This window comes from Paraflavisolibacter caeni (assembly GCF_025628885.1).
GTDB lineage: Bacteria > Bacteroidota > Bacteroidia > Chitinophagales > Chitinophagaceae > Flavisolibacter > Flavisolibacter caeni.
Genome location: NZ_JAOTIF010000016.1, coordinates 43,450 through 59,711, shown reverse-complemented (window position 1 = coordinate 59,711; position 16,262 = coordinate 43,450). Strand labels below are relative to the sequence as shown.

General features: G+C 44.0%; 13 protein-coding genes. 5 read left to right on the top strand and 8 right to left on the bottom strand.

Annotated features, from left to right (window positions below):
* The first annotated feature begins 25 nt into the window (after positions 1-25).
* Entirely contained in the window at positions 26-1,111 is a 1,086-nt protein-coding gene (locus OCK74_RS17520; RefSeq protein WP_279298366.1) for an ABC transporter permease, read from the top strand.
* On the opposite strand, the gene OCK74_RS17515 is transcribed toward OCK74_RS17520, so the two are convergent.
* The 4 genes from OCK74_RS17515 to OCK74_RS17500 form a co-directional block, all read right to left on the bottom strand.
* Positions 1,108-1,590, bottom strand: a complete 483-nt coding sequence (locus tag OCK74_RS17515) for an Lrp/AsnC ligand binding domain-containing protein (RefSeq protein ID WP_279298365.1) — start codon at positions 1,588-1,590, stop codon at positions 1,108-1,110. The genes OCK74_RS17520 and OCK74_RS17515 overlap by 4 nt on opposite strands.
* A gap of 482 nt (positions 1,591-2,072) precedes the next feature.
* The gene (locus OCK74_RS17510; RefSeq protein ID WP_279298364.1) at positions 2,073-2,387 is read right to left on the bottom strand and encodes a putative quinol monooxygenase; all 315 of its coding nucleotides are present in this window, start codon (positions 2,385-2,387) and stop codon (positions 2,073-2,075) included.
* A 16-nt stretch (positions 2,388-2,403) separates the two neighbouring features.
* Positions 2,404-2,874 carry a group II truncated hemoglobin gene (locus tag OCK74_RS17505; RefSeq protein ID WP_279298363.1) on the bottom strand — a complete coding sequence of 157 codons (471 nt, stop codon included), beginning with the start codon at positions 2,872-2,874 and terminating at the stop codon, positions 2,404-2,406.
* A 198-nt stretch (positions 2,875-3,072) separates the two neighbouring features.
* Positions 3,073-3,678 carry a hypothetical protein gene (locus OCK74_RS17500; protein ID WP_279298362.1) on the bottom strand — a complete coding sequence of 202 codons (606 nt, stop codon included), beginning with the start codon at positions 3,676-3,678 and terminating at the stop codon, positions 3,073-3,075.
* Positions 3,679-4,312: 634 nt separating this feature from the next.
* Between OCK74_RS17500 and OCK74_RS17495 the strand changes: the two genes are divergently transcribed.
* Both OCK74_RS17495 and OCK74_RS17490 read left to right on the top strand, forming a co-directional pair.
* Positions 4,313-5,770 (top strand): DUF1800 domain-containing protein, encoded by a 1,458-nt coding sequence (locus tag OCK74_RS17495; protein WP_279298361.1) that lies wholly within the window; start codon positions 4,313-4,315, stop codon positions 5,768-5,770.
* Between the two features lie 25 nt (positions 5,771-5,795).
* Positions 5,796-7,013 (top strand): DUF1501 domain-containing protein, encoded by a 1,218-nt coding sequence (locus tag OCK74_RS17490; protein ID WP_279298360.1) that lies wholly within the window; start codon positions 5,796-5,798, stop codon positions 7,011-7,013.
* 121 nt (positions 7,014-7,134) lie between these two features.
* Here the strand turns inward: OCK74_RS17490 and OCK74_RS17485 are convergent, their stop codons facing one another.
* Positions 7,135-8,829 carry a peptide MFS transporter gene (locus OCK74_RS17485; protein ID WP_279298359.1) on the bottom strand — a complete coding sequence of 565 codons (1,695 nt, stop codon included), beginning with the start codon at positions 8,827-8,829 and terminating at the stop codon, positions 7,135-7,137.
* Between the two features lie 282 nt (positions 8,830-9,111).
* Here OCK74_RS17485 and purD point away from each other — a divergent pair, with 282 nt between their 5' ends.
* Positions 9,112-10,389 carry a phosphoribosylamine--glycine ligase gene (gene purD / locus OCK74_RS17480; RefSeq protein ID WP_279298358.1) on the top strand — a complete coding sequence of 426 codons (1,278 nt, stop codon included), beginning with the start codon at positions 9,112-9,114 and terminating at the stop codon, positions 10,387-10,389.
* 193 nt (positions 10,390-10,582) lie between these two features.
* Positions 10,583-11,689, top strand: coding sequence for a tryptophan 2,3-dioxygenase (locus OCK74_RS17475; protein WP_279298357.1), 1,107 nt, complete (start codon positions 10,583-10,585; stop codon positions 11,687-11,689).
* Here OCK74_RS17475 and OCK74_RS17470 read toward each other — a convergent pair.
* Genes OCK74_RS17470 through mrdA form a run of 3 tightly spaced genes read right to left on the bottom strand, consistent with a single transcriptional unit; the run spans position 11,686 to position 15,933 of the window.
* Positions 11,686-12,435, bottom strand: coding sequence for an MBL fold metallo-hydrolase (locus tag OCK74_RS17470; RefSeq protein ID WP_279298356.1), 750 nt, complete (start codon positions 12,433-12,435; stop codon positions 11,686-11,688). The two genes, OCK74_RS17475 and OCK74_RS17470, sit on opposite strands and share 4 nt — an antisense overlap.
* Positions 12,436-12,453: 18 nt before the next feature.
* Positions 12,454-13,791 carry a rod shape-determining protein RodA gene (gene rodA / locus OCK74_RS17465; RefSeq protein ID WP_279298355.1) on the bottom strand — a complete coding sequence of 446 codons (1,338 nt, stop codon included), beginning with the start codon at positions 13,789-13,791 and terminating at the stop codon, positions 12,454-12,456.
* Positions 13,792-15,933, bottom strand: coding sequence for a penicillin-binding protein 2 (gene mrdA, locus OCK74_RS17460; RefSeq protein WP_279298354.1), 2,142 nt, complete (start codon positions 15,931-15,933; stop codon positions 13,792-13,794).
* Between the last annotated feature and the right edge of the window lie 329 nt (positions 15,934-16,262).

The window sequence follows — 16,262 nt, the reverse complement described above, 5'->3', positions numbered from 1 at the left end:
CCAAACTTTCTCCTATCTTTCTCTCATGAACAGCTCCCCATCCTTTTGGCATACCACCTGGAAGCGCTTATGGAAAAACAAAGGTGCTGTTGCTGGCTTGATCATTATTGGGCTCTCTATTTTCACGGCCTTGTTTGGCTACTTTTTCGCGCCCGATTCTTCTCCTTTTGCGAATCGTATCATCCTGGAAATAGGAGGACAAAAACCTGGCTTCCGGCAGTCTTTCGTTCTGGTAAAAAAAGTTTTGCAGCCCCGGCAACCTGGTTTGTTAGAGCAAATGGCATATGGCAGACCCGACAAATATGACTATGTTCCTGTAGTAAATTGGCATAGAGAGAGCGATAGCCTCGTTGTTCAAAAGTATATTGATGAAGACTTGAGCGAACGTATGAGTTTAGCCTTATCCGCTCTGGCTCCTGAACCCGTAGTACATAAAATCTTTTTATTAGGAACAGATAAGTTTGGCCGTGATATATTAAGCCGGCTGATCATAGGCACTCGTATCAGCCTGAGTGTTGGTTTTATAACTGTATTGATCTCCCTGACCGTAGGTATTTTTCTGGGCGCCATCGGTGGCTATTTTGGTGGAAAAACAGACGAACTGGTGATGTGGCTCGTGAATGTAATTTGGAGCATACCAACATTACTCCTGGTTTTTGCCGTAACCCTGCTGCTTGGCAAAGGATTCTGGCAGATATTTATTGCTGTCGGGTTAACGATGTGGGTAAGTGTGGCCCGCCTGGTACGTGGGCAGGTACTGGCTACAAAAGAATTGCAATATGTGGAAGCGGCCCGGGCATTAGGATTTTCCTCATCCAGGATTATTCTACGGCATATCCTGCCCAATATTTTGGGACCCATTCTCGTTATTGCTGCTTCTAACTTTGCCTCTGCCATCATAATAGAAGCAGGACTAAGTTTCCTTGGCATTGGAGTACAACCGCCACAACCAAGCTGGGGGCTAATGATTAAAGAGAACTATAATTTCATTATTACCCAAAATCCAGTACTGGCCCTTGCTCCTGGCTTTGCCATCATGCTACTCGTGTTCGCCTTCAACCTGATGGGCAACGGCCTCCGCGACGCTTTAAGCGTACGGAGCTCCCCTTAGGGGGCATCATTCTCCTCATCCGCCATCACCTTCACCGTCCTGTTCAACGATTCTTCCAGCGAAATGAAAGTTTCAGTGCGTTCAATGCCTTTGATTTTTTGTAATTCATCGTGCAGCACACTGCGCAATTGAGCAATATCCTTACAAACCACCTCAGCAAAGATGCTCCAGTTACCGGTTGTGTAATTCATGCGAACGATTTCAGGGATCTTCACTAACTCGGAAGCGACCACATCATAAAGGGAGCTTTTCTCCAGGTAAATCCCAATGAATGCAATCACATCAAAACCCAGTTTCTTTAGGTCAACATGCATTCGGGTCCCGCTCACAATGCCGCTTTCCTGTAATTTCTTGATCCGTACATGTACCGTTCCGGGCGAAACGAACAACTTTTTACCTAAATCTGCATAGGAAATTTGAGCATCTTGTGTTAAATACTCAATAATTTGCAAATCAAGTTTGTCAATATTCAAATTCATGGCTAATTTTGCAGTGTCTGTTTGAAGTTATTCAATATTTTCTACCAAGTTATGAATATTGTCTAAATATTTAAAACAATCTTTGAAAAATTTTGAAGGAATAGTGTTTTGTATTAATTTTGTTCTCAGATCATTGATACAAATGAATACTGTGGGGTGATGAAATTTTTGGCAGACATGCCCTCTTGTCTCGAGGGTGGGGATCACCGGATAAAAACAACATAGAGCCGACCTGACACCTTTGTTCGGCCGACCAGGGTTGACCACTAAGTTTTGTGTTGCGTCTAACGGCCCCGTGGAGGTTCGAACCCTCCCCCTACAGCAGATTTCTCATGTGAAGCCCTGTAAGTTAAAAAGCTTACGGGGCTTTTTGTTTTTGGGCACACTTCAAGGTACACTTTCTATCAATCAGCTCGTCTGTTATTCCATTTTTATTTCCAATACATACTTTAAAATGAAAGTCAGAGTTACACATGTTGGGCTCAAGGTGTATATTTTCGTTTATTTATGTTTGTCAGCTTATAATGTCGCATTTCTTGAATGTCGTTGAAAAACGGTTTCACAATTGTAAAAAACTCAGGAAAGACATTGCTTTTTCTAAATCCATTTATATGTTCGTCAGTTGATGTCCATTCAATTCGTACAATAAAACTTCCCAATTCTTCTTCACATTCACTTATCTCATAAGCTAAACAATATTCAGAAGCGTTAAGCTGTGTAGAAGCTTTGATATAAGCGTCAATAAATTCTTGTCGTCTGTCTTTCTCTACTTTATAACGGATATATTCTACAATCATTTCTTAGTTTTATGGTTTATGGTAAATAAGGTCCTTTTGTTTCGCCCCAACCCCAATTCGGCATTGGTTCTTCTTGTTGCATAGGATTTTGTGTAAGTTGCGAATTAATAACGGCAATTCTTGTCCCCCATTCTAAATACCCAATAAATGCCGAACGAAATTCTGGGTCGCTTTTCAGTCCTACTTCATCTGCCGTTTCAATAAGTAAAGCCATCCATCTTTTACGTTTTTCCTCTGTCAACATTTTGCCAATATGCTTACCTATCATTTTTGAATGACTGCCATTGTCAAGGTTGGTGTATAATTTGTCACCACCAAAAACTTCAGCTACGAAATGGGCAACGTGTTTCCTGTGTTCTGGTGACAAATTTTGAAACAACTCTTGTAGAAGATCGTCTTTTAAAACCTTGTCATAAAACTTGTCAAAAAGAGTTTCAAACGTGGTCATATCGCCTGCCCATTCAAAAAGTGTCGGGATATTTTTCATTTGAAAAGTGTCTGTTTAAAATTGCACATAGGTAGATAAATTTACGAACCAAGCTTATCCAGACAATGATTTTAAAAAAGCTGCATAACTTACTATCTCTCAGTGTCTCGCAGGTTCGCATTCTTTGTTGCCCAATCTGCATGAGCCCATCCGTTGTGCTTATTGGAAAACATAAAAAAAACGAACTTCTTCTCCTCCCTAAATCCGCAATACTTCTAAACCTGCCGGCTCCTTTCCACAAACACCAACCACCTCAAGCCCCACTGTCACTTCCTTCTGCCACACTACCTTCCAGCCTCCCAACTGCTCCCAACCATTCCCTCCACCAGCATTCCCCATGAACAATTCCCCCTTCACCACCCTCACCTCCGCTATTTCCTTCCTTCCACTACTCATCATGCCCCTGACTGCCAGTTGTTTTCTCAGCCACTGCTTGTCCCCCTGCATATTCATATACAACCGGATGGCAGCCTGGTACACATGCTTTCTCTTCTTCCTAGGCAGGGTCTTCCTGAATGTCTCCTTCCTTTCTGCATCCGAGAGGATCCACTGGGCATACACCACGGCCTCTTTGAACAAATCCCTCCTTACCCGCTGCTTTTCAGAGGCCACAATCCCACTCATATCCGGGTAGCGGGTCACGATGATCCTTTTTTTCCACTTCTTTTTCTTGTTGGCCCGGTAGTGCTTCACCACAAAGCACTTCCCAATGGAGCCCCGGATGATACCCAGCAGCAGCCGGGACATCACTTTGCCATCTACTACTACCAGGCGGGTCCTGTTGTCAATGTAAAGCTGTTTCATCTTTTTCATTTACTCCCTAAAGCTAGGGCTGCCCATCTACCCCTCCAACCCCTCTGGCCGATCTGGCAGAAAATGGCAGGAAATGGCCGCTTTTGTCCTCTCCCAGCTCCAGCTTCCAAGTAGGGATCCTTCGTACCTCAAGTATACCTGAAGCATACCAACAGTATACCTAGAGTATGACAACAGTATGCCACCTTCGTTCCTGGTCCCCTTTTTTTCCCATCCCCATACACCCAGACTCCCCTGTCTCTTTATCCGTCAGTTTTCTGCCTCTGGCAGATTCCAATCCCTGGTCCTTCTTATCATCCTTCGTTGCTCAGCCATACCTGAGCCCTACTTGATCCATAGCTAAGCCTAGGAAAAGCCTAGAAAACCTATTTTTACACCACCCATTTCCTCACATCCCAATATCTCACGATCATCTATCAACTATCATCTATCATCCCCCAAGCATTTAACTTGATCCCTATCTTCCCGGCTGAATTTATTCCAATACTCCATTTACTTTTTTATATCGTTTTCCCACTCTTTAACTTCACTTACATCAGGTAATATGAATTTAATGTTATATCTCTGTTGCAATTAAACCAGGCTTGCAAATTCCTGTCTTATAAATTCCGGCAAAAAAATAAATATGTCCCACTTTGAAAGCAACCTCCATCTCATGTGGCGGGCAGGCTTTGGCCCCGCTACCAGCCAATTACAGCAACTACATAATATTACATCCCAGCAATTGTTCAAGGCACTGCAAAAGGAATCTGCTACAAAGCCCGATTTTATTGATGCCGCCGATAACTACTTGCAGGGACTGATGATGGGTATTGGCGATGCTGCCAAGGAGGGAAAAAAGCTGGACGAAGAGAACCGTAAAATGGTGCAGCAAAAACAGCGGGAAAGCATAAAGAATCTCAATCTGTTATGGCTAACCGAAATGGTGAATAGCAAAGCCCAGTTGAGAGAAAAGATGGCGCTATTCTGGCATGGGCATTTTGCATCCCGTAACCTTAATGTATTTTACCAACAGGATTTGCTGCACATCATCAGAAGCAATGCCTTAGGAAGCTTCCGCGACCTGCTGCACGAAGTATCTAAATCTGCCGCCATGCTCAATTTCTTAAATGCGGCTCAGAACAGGAAGGACCACCCTAATGAGAACTTTGCCCGTGAAGTGATGGAGTTGTTTACATTAGGCCGTGGTCATTATACAGAAAACGATATCAAGGAAGCCGCCCGTGCATTTACCGGCTGGAGCGCCAACCTGAAAGGTGAATTTGTGTTCCGTCGCTTTCAACACGACTTTGGCAACAAAACCATCTTTGGCAAAACTGGTGCCTTTGAAGGCGAAGACGTGTTGGATATGTTGCTGGAACGAAAGGAAACAGCAAGCTTTATTACCTTAAAAGTGTACCGGTTCTTTGTCAATGAAAATGCAGACATGGAAAAGGTAGATTGGCTTGCAAGGCGCTTCTATCAAAATGATTATAACATATCAAAGCTGCTTGAAGATATTTTCACAAGCAACTGGTTTTATGATGCAAAGAACAGGGGAACACGTATCAAATCTCCCATTGAATTATTAACTGGCATGCAAAGAATGCTCCCTATGGAATTGCAGAATGAAGAGGCCCTTCTGCTACTTCAGCGCATTCTTGGCCAGGTACTGTTTTATCCTCCTAATGTAGCAGGGTGGCCAGGTGGTAAAACCTGGATCGATAGCTCCACCTTAATGACACGGCTCCGTATACCACAAATGCTGAACGATCAGGACGAGTTAAACATCCGTCCTAAAGATGATGACGATAGAATGATGGGGCGCCAGGAGGAAAAAGGTAATGAAATGCAGGCCAGGAAGGCAATGGGACGGTTTGGAAAACAATTAAAGGCGGAAATCAACTGGAACGATTATACGAAAAATTTTGAGAGCATCCCGCGCGAAAAGCTGCTGACATCGATAGCTGCTTCGCTTCTGCCTTCCAGGTCAATACCCAGTGCAGATCTGATCAAAGCTTATGCAGACAGCAGTAGTCGTGAGGGTTTTATCAAAACCGCTACCCTGCATTTAATGAGCACTCCGGAATACCAAATGTGTTAACCCTGAATACTTTAATAATATTACCATGCATTTCAAACGCCGTGAATTCTTACAAGTCGGGTCGCTCGCCACAGCCTCGTTTATGGTGCCAAAGTTTTTAAAGGCATTCGAAACAGGCACCCTTGTACCTCCCGGTAACAAGGTGGTTGTTATCCTGCAATTAAGTGGCGGTAACGATGGCTTGAATACCGTAATACCTGTACGTAACGACATTTATTACCGTTCGCGGCCTAAGCTGGGTATCGAACGTACAGCGGCATTATCGCTGACTGATGAAGCCGGACTTCATCCTGCTTTAACTGCATTTAAAGAAGCTTATGATGATGGTTCTTTAGGCATATTAAATAATGTTGGCTATCCTAATCCTGACAGGTCTCATTTCCGTAGTATGGATATTTGGCACACCGCCAGCCAAAGCCAGGAGTATTGGAATACCGGCTGGATCGGCCGCTATCTGGATGCCCAGTGCTCTGGCTGTGATAAACCTACACAAGCTTTGGAAATAGATGATGTCCTGAGCCTGGCCCTCAAAGGCGATCAGGTAAAAGGCCTGGCCCTGAAAGATCCTAAGCGGTTATATGGCATGAGCAACGAACGCTTCTTCAAAGAAGTGCTGGGCGCTCATAATTATCAGGATGCCGCTCACGACCACCACGACGAACAACCAGTAGAATATTTATATAAAACAATGGCAGAAACTTTGTCCTCTGCCGATTACATTTTTAAGCAGTCACGGCTGCATCCTTCCCGGGCAGAATATCCGAAGACAGAAACCGGCAACAGTTTTAAAACCATTGCCTCTCTGATTTTTTCCGACATCAACACTAAGGTATATTACGTGTCATTGGGAAGCTTTGATACACACATCAACCAGCAGGCGCAACAACAGCGCCTTTTCAGGGAGATGAATGATGCCGTGGCTGCTTTTATCAAAGACTTGAAGGCCAATAACCGTTTCAACGACGTATTGTTATTTACTTTCTCAGAATTTGGCAGGCGCGTAGCCCAGAACGCTAGCGGTGGTACCGACCATGGCACTGCCAACAACATGTTCTTTATGAGTGGAGGCTTGAAGCAAAAAGGCTTGATCAATGCCATGCCTGCACTTACCGATTTAGATAATGGCGACTTGAAATATCAAATAGATTTCAAGAATGTTTATGCCACCGTTTTAAACAAATGGCTTGGTGCAGACGATACAAAGATCCTGGGAGGAAAATATGCCCCATTGAACTTCCTGTAAACATAAAAAAAGAGGATGTTTCTGAAATGAAACATCCTCTTTTAGTTAGGCATGCAAACGTTAGACACCCGGTTAACCCGGATCGTGGGCAATTTACAGATTTAAATAGAACTACCCAAACTTATCGTACGCCATGCATCATCCGTTTCAATATCGGTGACAGCAAATACAAAATAACAGAAGCCACACCGCAAAGAATCACAAACACCATAAAGAATTCATATAGGTTATGAATCGTAAAGCCAGCAAATTGCGGGTAAGCAGTGGCAATTTTCTGCTCGGCCAGGAAAGCCGTTTGCTCCTGGGTTAATTGTGCCGTTCCGTCTAATACGCCTTGCAGGTTGATTCCTTTTTCAGCAGCAGTAGCATACTTGTCTCCCGTTGGTGGCAACAATGCTCCTAAAGTACCTGTCAGTGCGTAACCTGCAGCATTACTTAAAAACCACACACCCATCAGCAAAGATGAAAAACGTCTTGGTGCCAGCTTGGCAACTAATGACAAACCTATGGGTGACAGGCAAAGTTCTCCCCAGGTATGTAAAAGATAGAGGACGATCAGCCAGATAACTCCGATCTTTCCGGCAGTACCCAGACCTTTTACCTGCATAGCAATAATCAGGTATCCTAAAGCAATCAGGGCAAGGCCAAATGCTTGTTTCACAGGGGAGATAGGTTCTGCATTTCTTTTGCTCAGCCAGATCCAAAGGGCACTGAAGGGCAGCGCAAATATGATCACGAATAGACCATTGAAGTTTTGAACCATGCTCGGTGGCATCCTCCAGCCCAATATTCTAGTGTCCGTTTGGTTATCGGCAATGAACGTTAAAGAAGAACCTGCCTGTTCAAATGCTGCCCAAAAAAAGATTACAAAGAAGGCGGCGATGTACAGAACCAGGATTCTCTGGCGCTCTACTTTGGTCAGCGATTGGTCTGTCATGATCAGGCCGGCCAGTGTCAAGCCGCTACTATAAATAAAGGAATAAATAATATTTTGACCGGCAACAAAATAAAAGAAGGCAATCAATGCAGCGGCAGCAACTAAAGAACCTCTAATAGCATTCTTGCTGAATTTAGCCTGTCCTGCTTCATCATCATAAGCAACATTCTTTTGCGGCTTTCCTCCAATAGCCTGCCCTTCAGGTGTAACTACATATTTATTTTTCAGGATAGAGAAAATGATTACACCCAAAAACATGGCAATACCAGCAGCCAGGAAACCCCATTTAAAAGCAGTGAGATCTCTTACTCCGTTTACTTCCACGTCACCAACAAGCGGACAAATGGTTTGTCCCAGCAAGGCGCCAATGTTGATACCCATGTAAAAAATGGTGAATGCGGAATCCAGCTTGTTCTTTTGTTCTTTAGGATACAACTGCCCCACCATTGAGGAGATATTGGGTTTGAAAAAGCCGTTGCCCATAATAATAACGCCCAATGCCACCCACATTAGGGTCTTGGCTAGTTCGATATTTCCCTGGAAAACACTGGCACTTGAAAACAGCAAGAGCTGTCCGATACCCATGGTCAAACCGCCCAATGTAATACAGTTGCGGTTTCCTAAATACTTATCCGATATATACCCACCAAGCATTGGTGTCAGGTAACAAAGGCCCAAAAAGCCACCATAAATAATGGAAGCCTCTTTTTCGCCCATTAAAAGAGATTTGGCAAGAAACAGTGTAAGCAAGGCCCGCATTCCATAAAAGTTGAAGCGCTCCCACATTTCCGTTGTAAACAAAACGCCTAAACCTTTTGGATGCCCCTTCTGGGCTTTTGACTCCTGCAGGATGGCCTCATCCGCCGCTGTAATATTCATACGTAAACAATTAAGAATTAAAAAAGTACTTGGATTATTGAATTAAAATAAGAAAAATTATCGGCTCAAATATAATTCCTCCGGCGTTTAACAATCTTGACCGAAATTGCAGTCCAGAAAAAAAGTTCGCAAGTTTACAGGTTCGCGAGTGTTGATTTAGAGTTTTCATTCAAAAGCAGTTGAAAAGACGGTGGTTCCTGCATTTTTAACGATAAAAATTTTGAAAACATTTAATACCCAAACCCCTGAACCTGCATACCCGCGAACATTTAAACCAATTGTATGAACATTCTTTTATTAGGCTCTGGCGGCCGCGAACATGCACTGGCATGGAAAATGGCGCAAAGTGAACATTGTGAAAACTTATTGATTGCCCCAGGCAATCCCGGAACGGCAGAACTGGGTACAAACCTCCCTTTCTCGGTTACCGATTTTGAAGCAATCAAAAATTGTTGCCTGGATAAAAACATAGGACTACTGGTTGTAGGGCCTGAAGAGCCGCTGGTAAAAGGATTGGTTGATTTCCTGAAAAAAGAAGCTAGCTTGAGCCATTTATTGATCATTGGACCTTCCCAGGAAGCTGCCCAATTGGAAGGAAGCAAAGCCTACGCAAAAGCTTTCATGCAGCGGCACGGAATTCCTACTGCTGCTTATCAGGAGTTTACAGCCGATAATTTCGAACTGGGAAAACAATACATCCAGCAGCATTCTTTACCAATTGTTTTGAAAGCTGACGGTTTAGCTGCCGGAAAGGGAGTGATCATTGCCCAAACTCACCAGGAAGCTCTAAGGGAATTTGAACAAATGATTCAGCAGTCTAAATTCGGCGAAGCAAGTAAAAAAGTGGTGATCGAACAGTTCTTGGACGGCATTGAACTTTCAGTATTTGCACTCACCGACGGTAAAAATTATGTACTGCTGCCTGAAGCCAAAGACTATAAGCGCATTGGTGAAGGCGATACAGGATTGAATACAGGTGGTATGGGCGCGATTAGCCCTGTGCCTTTTGCAGATGATGCCTTCATGCAAAAAGTAATTCAAAAGGTTGTTGAACCAACAATCGCCGGTCTGGCTAAGGACAACCTGGACTATAAAGGATTTGTGTTCTTTGGACTGATTAAAGTGGCAGGAGAGCCCTATGTGATAGAATACAACTGCCGCATGGGCGACCCTGAAACAGAAGTGGTAATGCCTCGCCTGAAAAGCGACCTCGTGCCCTTGTTGATTGCAGCCGCACAGCAAAAGCTGGAAGGAGCGACCGTTGAGACAGACGAACGGTTTGCCGCAACCATTGTAGCTGTAAGCGGTGGGTATCCCAACGATTATTTAACTGGTTTTGAAATTTGTGGCCTTGAGGAAGAAGTGGAAGACACCATTATTTTCCATGCCGGCACAAAAGCCGAAGGCGATAACATCGTAACCAAAGGTGGCCGGGTTATTTGCGCTACCGGGCTAGGAGATACCTTGAAGGAGGCTATTAAAAAAAGCAAGCAAGGTATGCGCCAGATCCAATTTTCCGGCATGTACTACCGCCGCGACATCGGCTACGAATTTAAATAATAGAAGCCCCACACCCCAGTGTCTAAGGCGGAGCGCATCAATGCTGCAACGCCATAATATATAGCAATGTACATCTTTGGGCAGTCCTTGTGATTGCCCTTTTTTCTTATACGCCTCCATCTCCCACATCACTTAAATAAGGTTTTAGTAAAATAGAATTACTAACTTTTAACCATAAACCTTTAAGTCATAAATGGACACCAAAATAATGTTCGACCTTGGCTCCCCTTTAGGGGACGGGGGTGAGAGCGGGGGTATGAGCGGGCTCCATTACCACGACTATCTCCAGCTCGACAAGATCCTCAACGCCCAGGACCCTGAAAGTGCTAAGCACGACATTTCTGCCCACGATGAAATGCTCTTCATCATTATACATCAAGCCTATGAGCTATGGTTCAAACAGCTGCACCACGAGGCCGGTTCCATTCTGGAGATCATGCGTAAACCTGCGCTCAACGATAATTCTCCTGAACTGCAAATAGTTGTCCATCGAATCAACCGGATGGCAGTCATCTTGCGTGTCCTCATACACCAGATAGATATTCTGGAAACAATGACGCCTATGGACTTCCTTGATTTCCGCGACATGCTGCGGCCCGCCTCCGGCTTTCAAAGCTGGCAATTCAAACTGCTCGAGGCCAAACTGGGTTTAAAGTTCGAGAACCGCCATGGAAAAGAGTATTATACCTCCCAGCTTCGGCAGGAACATATAGACATAATCAAAAAAGCAGAAAGTGAGCAATCGTTGTTTCAACTGGTAAATGCCTGGTTGGAGCGCATGCCCTTTTTTGATAAAACGGAGAAATGGAATAACTTTTCTCTTGTGCCAAAAGAAGACGATACCCATCCATTCTGGAGGGAATACAAGAGTCGTTACGCCAATAGCCTGGCCGAAGCTGAAAAGAACAACTTAGAGTCCTTTGACGAGGTATTTTTCCAGCAGCATCGCGAATCGCAGTATACCTTATCCGCCAAAGCCAATAGGGCAGCTCTGTTCATTATGCTCTACCGGGGATACCCCCTCCTGCAGCTACCCTTTCAATTACTGAATAATTTGCTGGAAATCGACGAACAGCTAAGTACCTGGCGCCATCGTCATATGAACATGGTACACCGTATGATCGGTACCCGCATTGGCACAGGTGGTAGCAGCGGCAGGGATTATCTCAAGTCCGCCGCCGACAAACACTATATATATAAAGAAATAGCCCAACTTACCTCCTTCCTCATCGAACGCCGGAGATTACCCCAATTGCCAAAAGAAATCGAAAAAGAATTGGGCTTTGTTGCATCCCTTTAGGGATTAGGGGTACCGTATGTCGGATGTTTTATATCATGATAAAACAAAAACGTCCACCCTTCTTCTTGTCCCTGCTGCCACCACAACTGGCGCAACTGCAATGCTTTATCTGGATTGAAATCGTATTTGGTCTTGTACTTTACTTTCATCTGTTGAAGCTGGGGTGCCTCATCGCCTCCAAAGAAAACAGTCTCATTACCCTCCCTGATCCAGAATGCCTGGTGAAAAGGCGAATGACCGCTGGTAAGTTGGTAAGAAATATAATCATCGATTACGCCTTCATCTTCATGCAGTAGTTCTACCTGGGGCGACTTTGTCAACGGCTCCAATTCTTCAGGTATAAAAGAAGGAAAACCTGTTTTCAGGGCAAAGTCCAATTCTCTCTTTTGTACATAATAAGTGGCATTAGGCAAAGAAAGACGAGAATGATCAGTGTCCAGGCAAATACCGCCTGCATGATCTTTGTGCAGATGTGTCATCAATACCTTCGTCACTTCCTCCGGCCTGATACCAGCCTTTTTTAATGATGCATGTAATTGCATCTCATCACGCTTTTGATCATGAAATCCCAAACCAGTATCGAGAAGCAGAATATCTTTTGGAGTTTTTACGATAAACGGTTGTATTTCTACCAGCAAACTACCAACAGGCCGGTCCTGTAAATTATGTTGCTCATCGTCAAAGGGTACAAATTGCTTTGTCTTATCAATCGTAAACGACCCTTCAGAAAGAGGAATTATAGTCATGTATCCTAAAAATTAATTTTATCTCAACACCATCTGCCTGTCCGCATCCAACCTGATCAAAATAAATAACAAAATCGTAAACGTCAGCAAAGCCGTTCCCCCATAACTGACCAGCGGCAGCGGAATACCGATCACCGGAGCCAGCCCCACCGTCATTGCTACATTAATAGTGATGTGAAAGAAGAAAACTGCTGCCACCCCATACGCATAACATCGGCTGAAAACACTTCGCTGTCGTTCGGCTAGGGTAACAATGCGGAACAAAAGAATAAGATAAATGACAAGCAGTAAGGTGGTCCCTACAAAACCAAAACCTTCACCTATAGTACAAAAGATAAAGTCCGTACGCTGTTCGGGTACAAAATCGTAACGGGTCTGTGTGCCGTTCAACAATCCTTTACCCACCACACCGCCTGATCCGATGGCAATTTTAGACTGCTTTACGTTGTAATCATTAACGCCCTCTTTTTTAGCGTCCCCTCCTTCTTGTACAGCCATGAACCCCTTTGCATAAGGATTGTCTTTACCAAATAGCGAAAAGATCCGTTCTACCTGGTGCTTCTGTAATACATGGGTGAAAATAAACGGAACGGCAAAACGCTGTACACCTACACAAAGCAGCCATACAAAAATGATTGTGACTAAAGATGACTTCCTGCGCTTGATCTGGCGGCGGTTGAAATAAGCATAAATACCAGCAATGGCCGTTAAAATAATAGCCAGTGTATTAGGTTCCACCACAATGGTAGCCACTACCAGCACAGCCATCGAAAAGCCAATCACCAATATTGTTGGAGAAAGCCCTTCACGGTACATGACCAGGAAAAATGAAAAATATACCAGCGCCAGCCCCGTCTCACTTTGCATAATACTCAGCATAGCTGGCGTTAAGGCAATTGCCATGGCAATCAATTGAGACCGGCCTTTGGTGAAATCTGTATCGGGACGAGATAGATATTTTGACAGGGCAAGGCATACGCTCACCTTACAAAATTCTGCAGGTTGAAACTGGAAGCCGCCAAAGCGGATAATGGATTCCGTTCCCTTAACATTCGAGTGAAAGGGAAATACCAGCAACATGAAAAATATACCGACCGCATACCAGATATTGGCAGTAGCCGTAAAGAACTTGCTATCCGTAAGCAGGATAAAAATTCCAATGAATGCTGCAATGATAAAAAAGTAAAACTGTTTGCTGTAATCAGTCTGGAAAGAAAAAAAACTGGCAACAATTGAGTCTCCTTCACGATAGGTTACGGCAAAGATGGCCATAATGCCAATAGATACCAGCAGCAGGTATAGCCATACCATGATCACATCTATACCTTTAGATAGGCCAACATTATTTCTGTTCATTTATACAACAGGTGTTTTTCTTTTTACAATGTAACGTTCTTCTGGCAGCACTGTTTCAGCCCTAAAGGTAATTGCCACACGCTGTGGCGCTGGAGTTGGCTTCTTGGCAGGTTCTGTTTTATCTGGTTGTTTGGTATCAGAATCTTTCTTTTCTGTTGGAGAAGATTTCCTGTTCAGATACTTGTTGATTAAACTGCTGTCTTTATACATTTCATACCACTTGTAAGCCCTGGCAGAGTCTGCAATATGTTGTTCCAGTGCCAGAATGCTTGGCATCAGGTTTTTTTCCGCCATAGCCTGTGCTTTCTTTACACTCTCAGGGCGAAGGGTATCATTTAAAAATTTTTCCACTAATAATGATGCGATCGGCGCTGCTGCCGTGGAACCAAAACCTGCATTTTCCACAACAACCGCAACGGCTATCTTAGGATTCTCACGGGGAGCAAAGCAAACAAACATCGAGTTTTCATTCAGCTCGATCTTCTTACCATTGATAAAACGGAAGTTTTGAGCCGTACCGGTTTTAGCACATATATTAATACCGGGAATGGCAGCACCCCTGGCTGTACCAGCCGTCACCACATCCTGCATACCCCAGATAACGGCGTTAAAAGCAGAATCGGAAATATGTGTCAAAGGTTCATGCTTTACCCTGAACTTGCTTAGAATAGCTGTATCTTCTTTTGATTCGTTGTCAACCGATTTTACGAAGTGAGGTGTATAATAATATCCTTTATTGGCAATAATGCACATGGCATTGGCCAATTGTAACGGCGTTGCCGTCATCATATCCTGGCCAATACCCAAAGTAAGGTTAGTACAGGAGCTCCAAACATTTCGGTATACCTTATTATAAACCGACGTATCGGGAATATTACCCTTGTCTTCACTGGGCAGGTCAATACCAATTCTTGTGCCCAGGCCGAAAGCGTTCATATATTCCCTCCATTTAGCGTAACCTTTCTTTACACCTCCATACTTCGGGTTGTCTGCAGCCATGCGGTAAACATGGGTAAAATAGGAGTTACAGGAATTGGCAATAGCCAAACGAAGAGTAGCAGCATGCCCCCCACCGGAGTGCGTACAAGCTGGTTTGCCAATACCACAGGCATAATAGCGGCCTCCGCAGGGATATCCAAAAGAAGGGGTGATCAATCCTTCATCCAATGCCACCAGTCCGCCGAGTGGCTTAAAGGTAGACCCAGGTGGATATTGCCCTTTAATAGCACGGTTCAGCAACGGACGGGAAACATCCAGTACAAACTTGCCATAGGTTTTCTTGAAATTAGAGCCTGTTAATAAGCTAGGGTCAAAGTTGGGACCTGAGGTCATGGCAATGATCCCGCCAGTCTTAGGCTCAATGGCTACCACGGCTCCTACTTTATTGGTCATCAGCTTCTCCGCCAATTTCTGCACTTCCACATCTACATAAGTGCGCAATCCGCGGCCTGCAACAAATGCCGTGTCAAACTCCCCGTTTTCATAATTACCGACCAGGCGGTTCTTATTATCCTTAATTAAGAACTGTACCCCACGCTGGCCCATCAGGATTCTTTCATAATACGCTTCCAATCCACTCCGGCCAACATAATCACCAGGCTGGTAGAACCCGTTTGACTGGGCGATAATTTTGGGGTCCGCCTCTCCAATATAACCCATGAAGTGAGCACCTACATTAAAAGGATAGGTGCGTACCGGGCGCTCCTGTAAAAAGAACCCCCTGTTAAAACGCCACATGTTTTCTTGAAGACGTGCGTATTTCTCATTCGACAACAATGGTTCAAGAGCCGAAGGCCGGTAACGCCCATTCTTGAAGATAAGATTTAGCATACGGGCTTTGAACTCTGCCGTATCAATTTCCAGCAACTGGCAGAGATAGGCCGTATCAAGCCCCTTCACCTCCGATGGTGTTACCATCAGGTCATACATCAATGTATTATTAACAATTGCCCTGTTTTTACGGTCATATACAATTCCTCGGGGCGGATAAATCACTTTGCGGAATACAGCATTCTCCTGCGCCAACTTCTGGTACTTACTGGAAACTACTTGAAGGTTAAAAAGTTGCGCTATGATCAACAGGAAAACAACAACAAAAAGTATCCGAATAATATAACTCCTCGACTGGTTAAAAACCGACATAGTTCATTATGAAGAACGAAATTAGAGTAGGGGGAACTGGCTCGTCTTCATACTGCAAAATTTGGTAATCGGCAGCAGATGGACAAATGAGAATTTGTGAAAATTTGATAACATATTCTTTATGTATTAAAAATGGAGGAAACAGGGCTCATTTGAACCCAAATTCCCTTTAATGCTACTATTACCGCAAAATAAATGACAGCTTAACGCCTGCCGGAACACAGATTACCCAGGTTTTAGGATCATACACAATTATTTTTTTTACTATATTTAATATAGGTTTTCCGTAACCCACACTTTGTTGGTCACTTCTTTTTTCACTTAATCTT

Excerpts from the sequence above, each read along its gene's own strand:
- OCK74_RS17470 (WP_279298356.1), bottom strand. The coding sequence starts at position 12,435 with ATGACTATAATTCCTCTTTCTGAAGGGTCGTTTACGATTGATAAGACA.
- purD (WP_279298358.1), top strand. The coding sequence starts at position 9,112 with ATGAACATTCTTTTATTAGGCTCTGGCGGCCGCGAACATGCACTGGCA.
- OCK74_RS17490 (WP_279298360.1), top strand. The coding sequence starts at position 5,796 with ATGCATTTCAAACGCCGTGAATTCTTACAAGTCGGGTCGCTCGCCACA.
- mrdA (WP_279298354.1), bottom strand. The coding sequence starts at position 15,933 with ATGTCGGTTTTTAACCAGTCGAGGAGTTATATTATTCGGATACTTTTT.
- OCK74_RS17475 (WP_279298357.1), top strand. The coding sequence starts at position 10,583 with ATGGACACCAAAATAATGTTCGACCTTGGCTCCCCTTTAGGGGACGGG.
- OCK74_RS17505 (WP_279298363.1), bottom strand. The coding sequence starts at position 2,874 with ATGAAAAATATCCCGACACTTTTTGAATGGGCAGGCGATATGACCACG.
- OCK74_RS17510 (WP_279298364.1), bottom strand. The coding sequence starts at position 2,387 with ATGATTGTAGAATATATCCGTTATAAAGTAGAGAAAGACAGACGACAA.
- OCK74_RS17500 (WP_279298362.1), bottom strand. The coding sequence starts at position 3,678 with ATGAAACAGCTTTACATTGACAACAGGACCCGCCTGGTAGTAGTAGAT.
- OCK74_RS17520 (WP_279298366.1), top strand. The coding sequence starts at position 26 with ATGAACAGCTCCCCATCCTTTTGGCATACCACCTGGAAGCGCTTATGG.
- OCK74_RS17515 (WP_279298365.1), bottom strand. The coding sequence starts at position 1,590 with ATGAATTTGAATATTGACAAACTTGATTTGCAAATTATTGAGTATTTA.
- OCK74_RS17495 (WP_279298361.1), top strand. The coding sequence starts at position 4,313 with ATGTCCCACTTTGAAAGCAACCTCCATCTCATGTGGCGGGCAGGCTTT.
- OCK74_RS17485 (WP_279298359.1), bottom strand. The coding sequence starts at position 8,829 with ATGAATATTACAGCGGCGGATGAGGCCATCCTGCAGGAGTCAAAAGCC.
- rodA (WP_279298355.1), bottom strand. The coding sequence starts at position 13,791 with ATGAACAGAAATAATGTTGGCCTATCTAAAGGTATAGATGTGATCATG.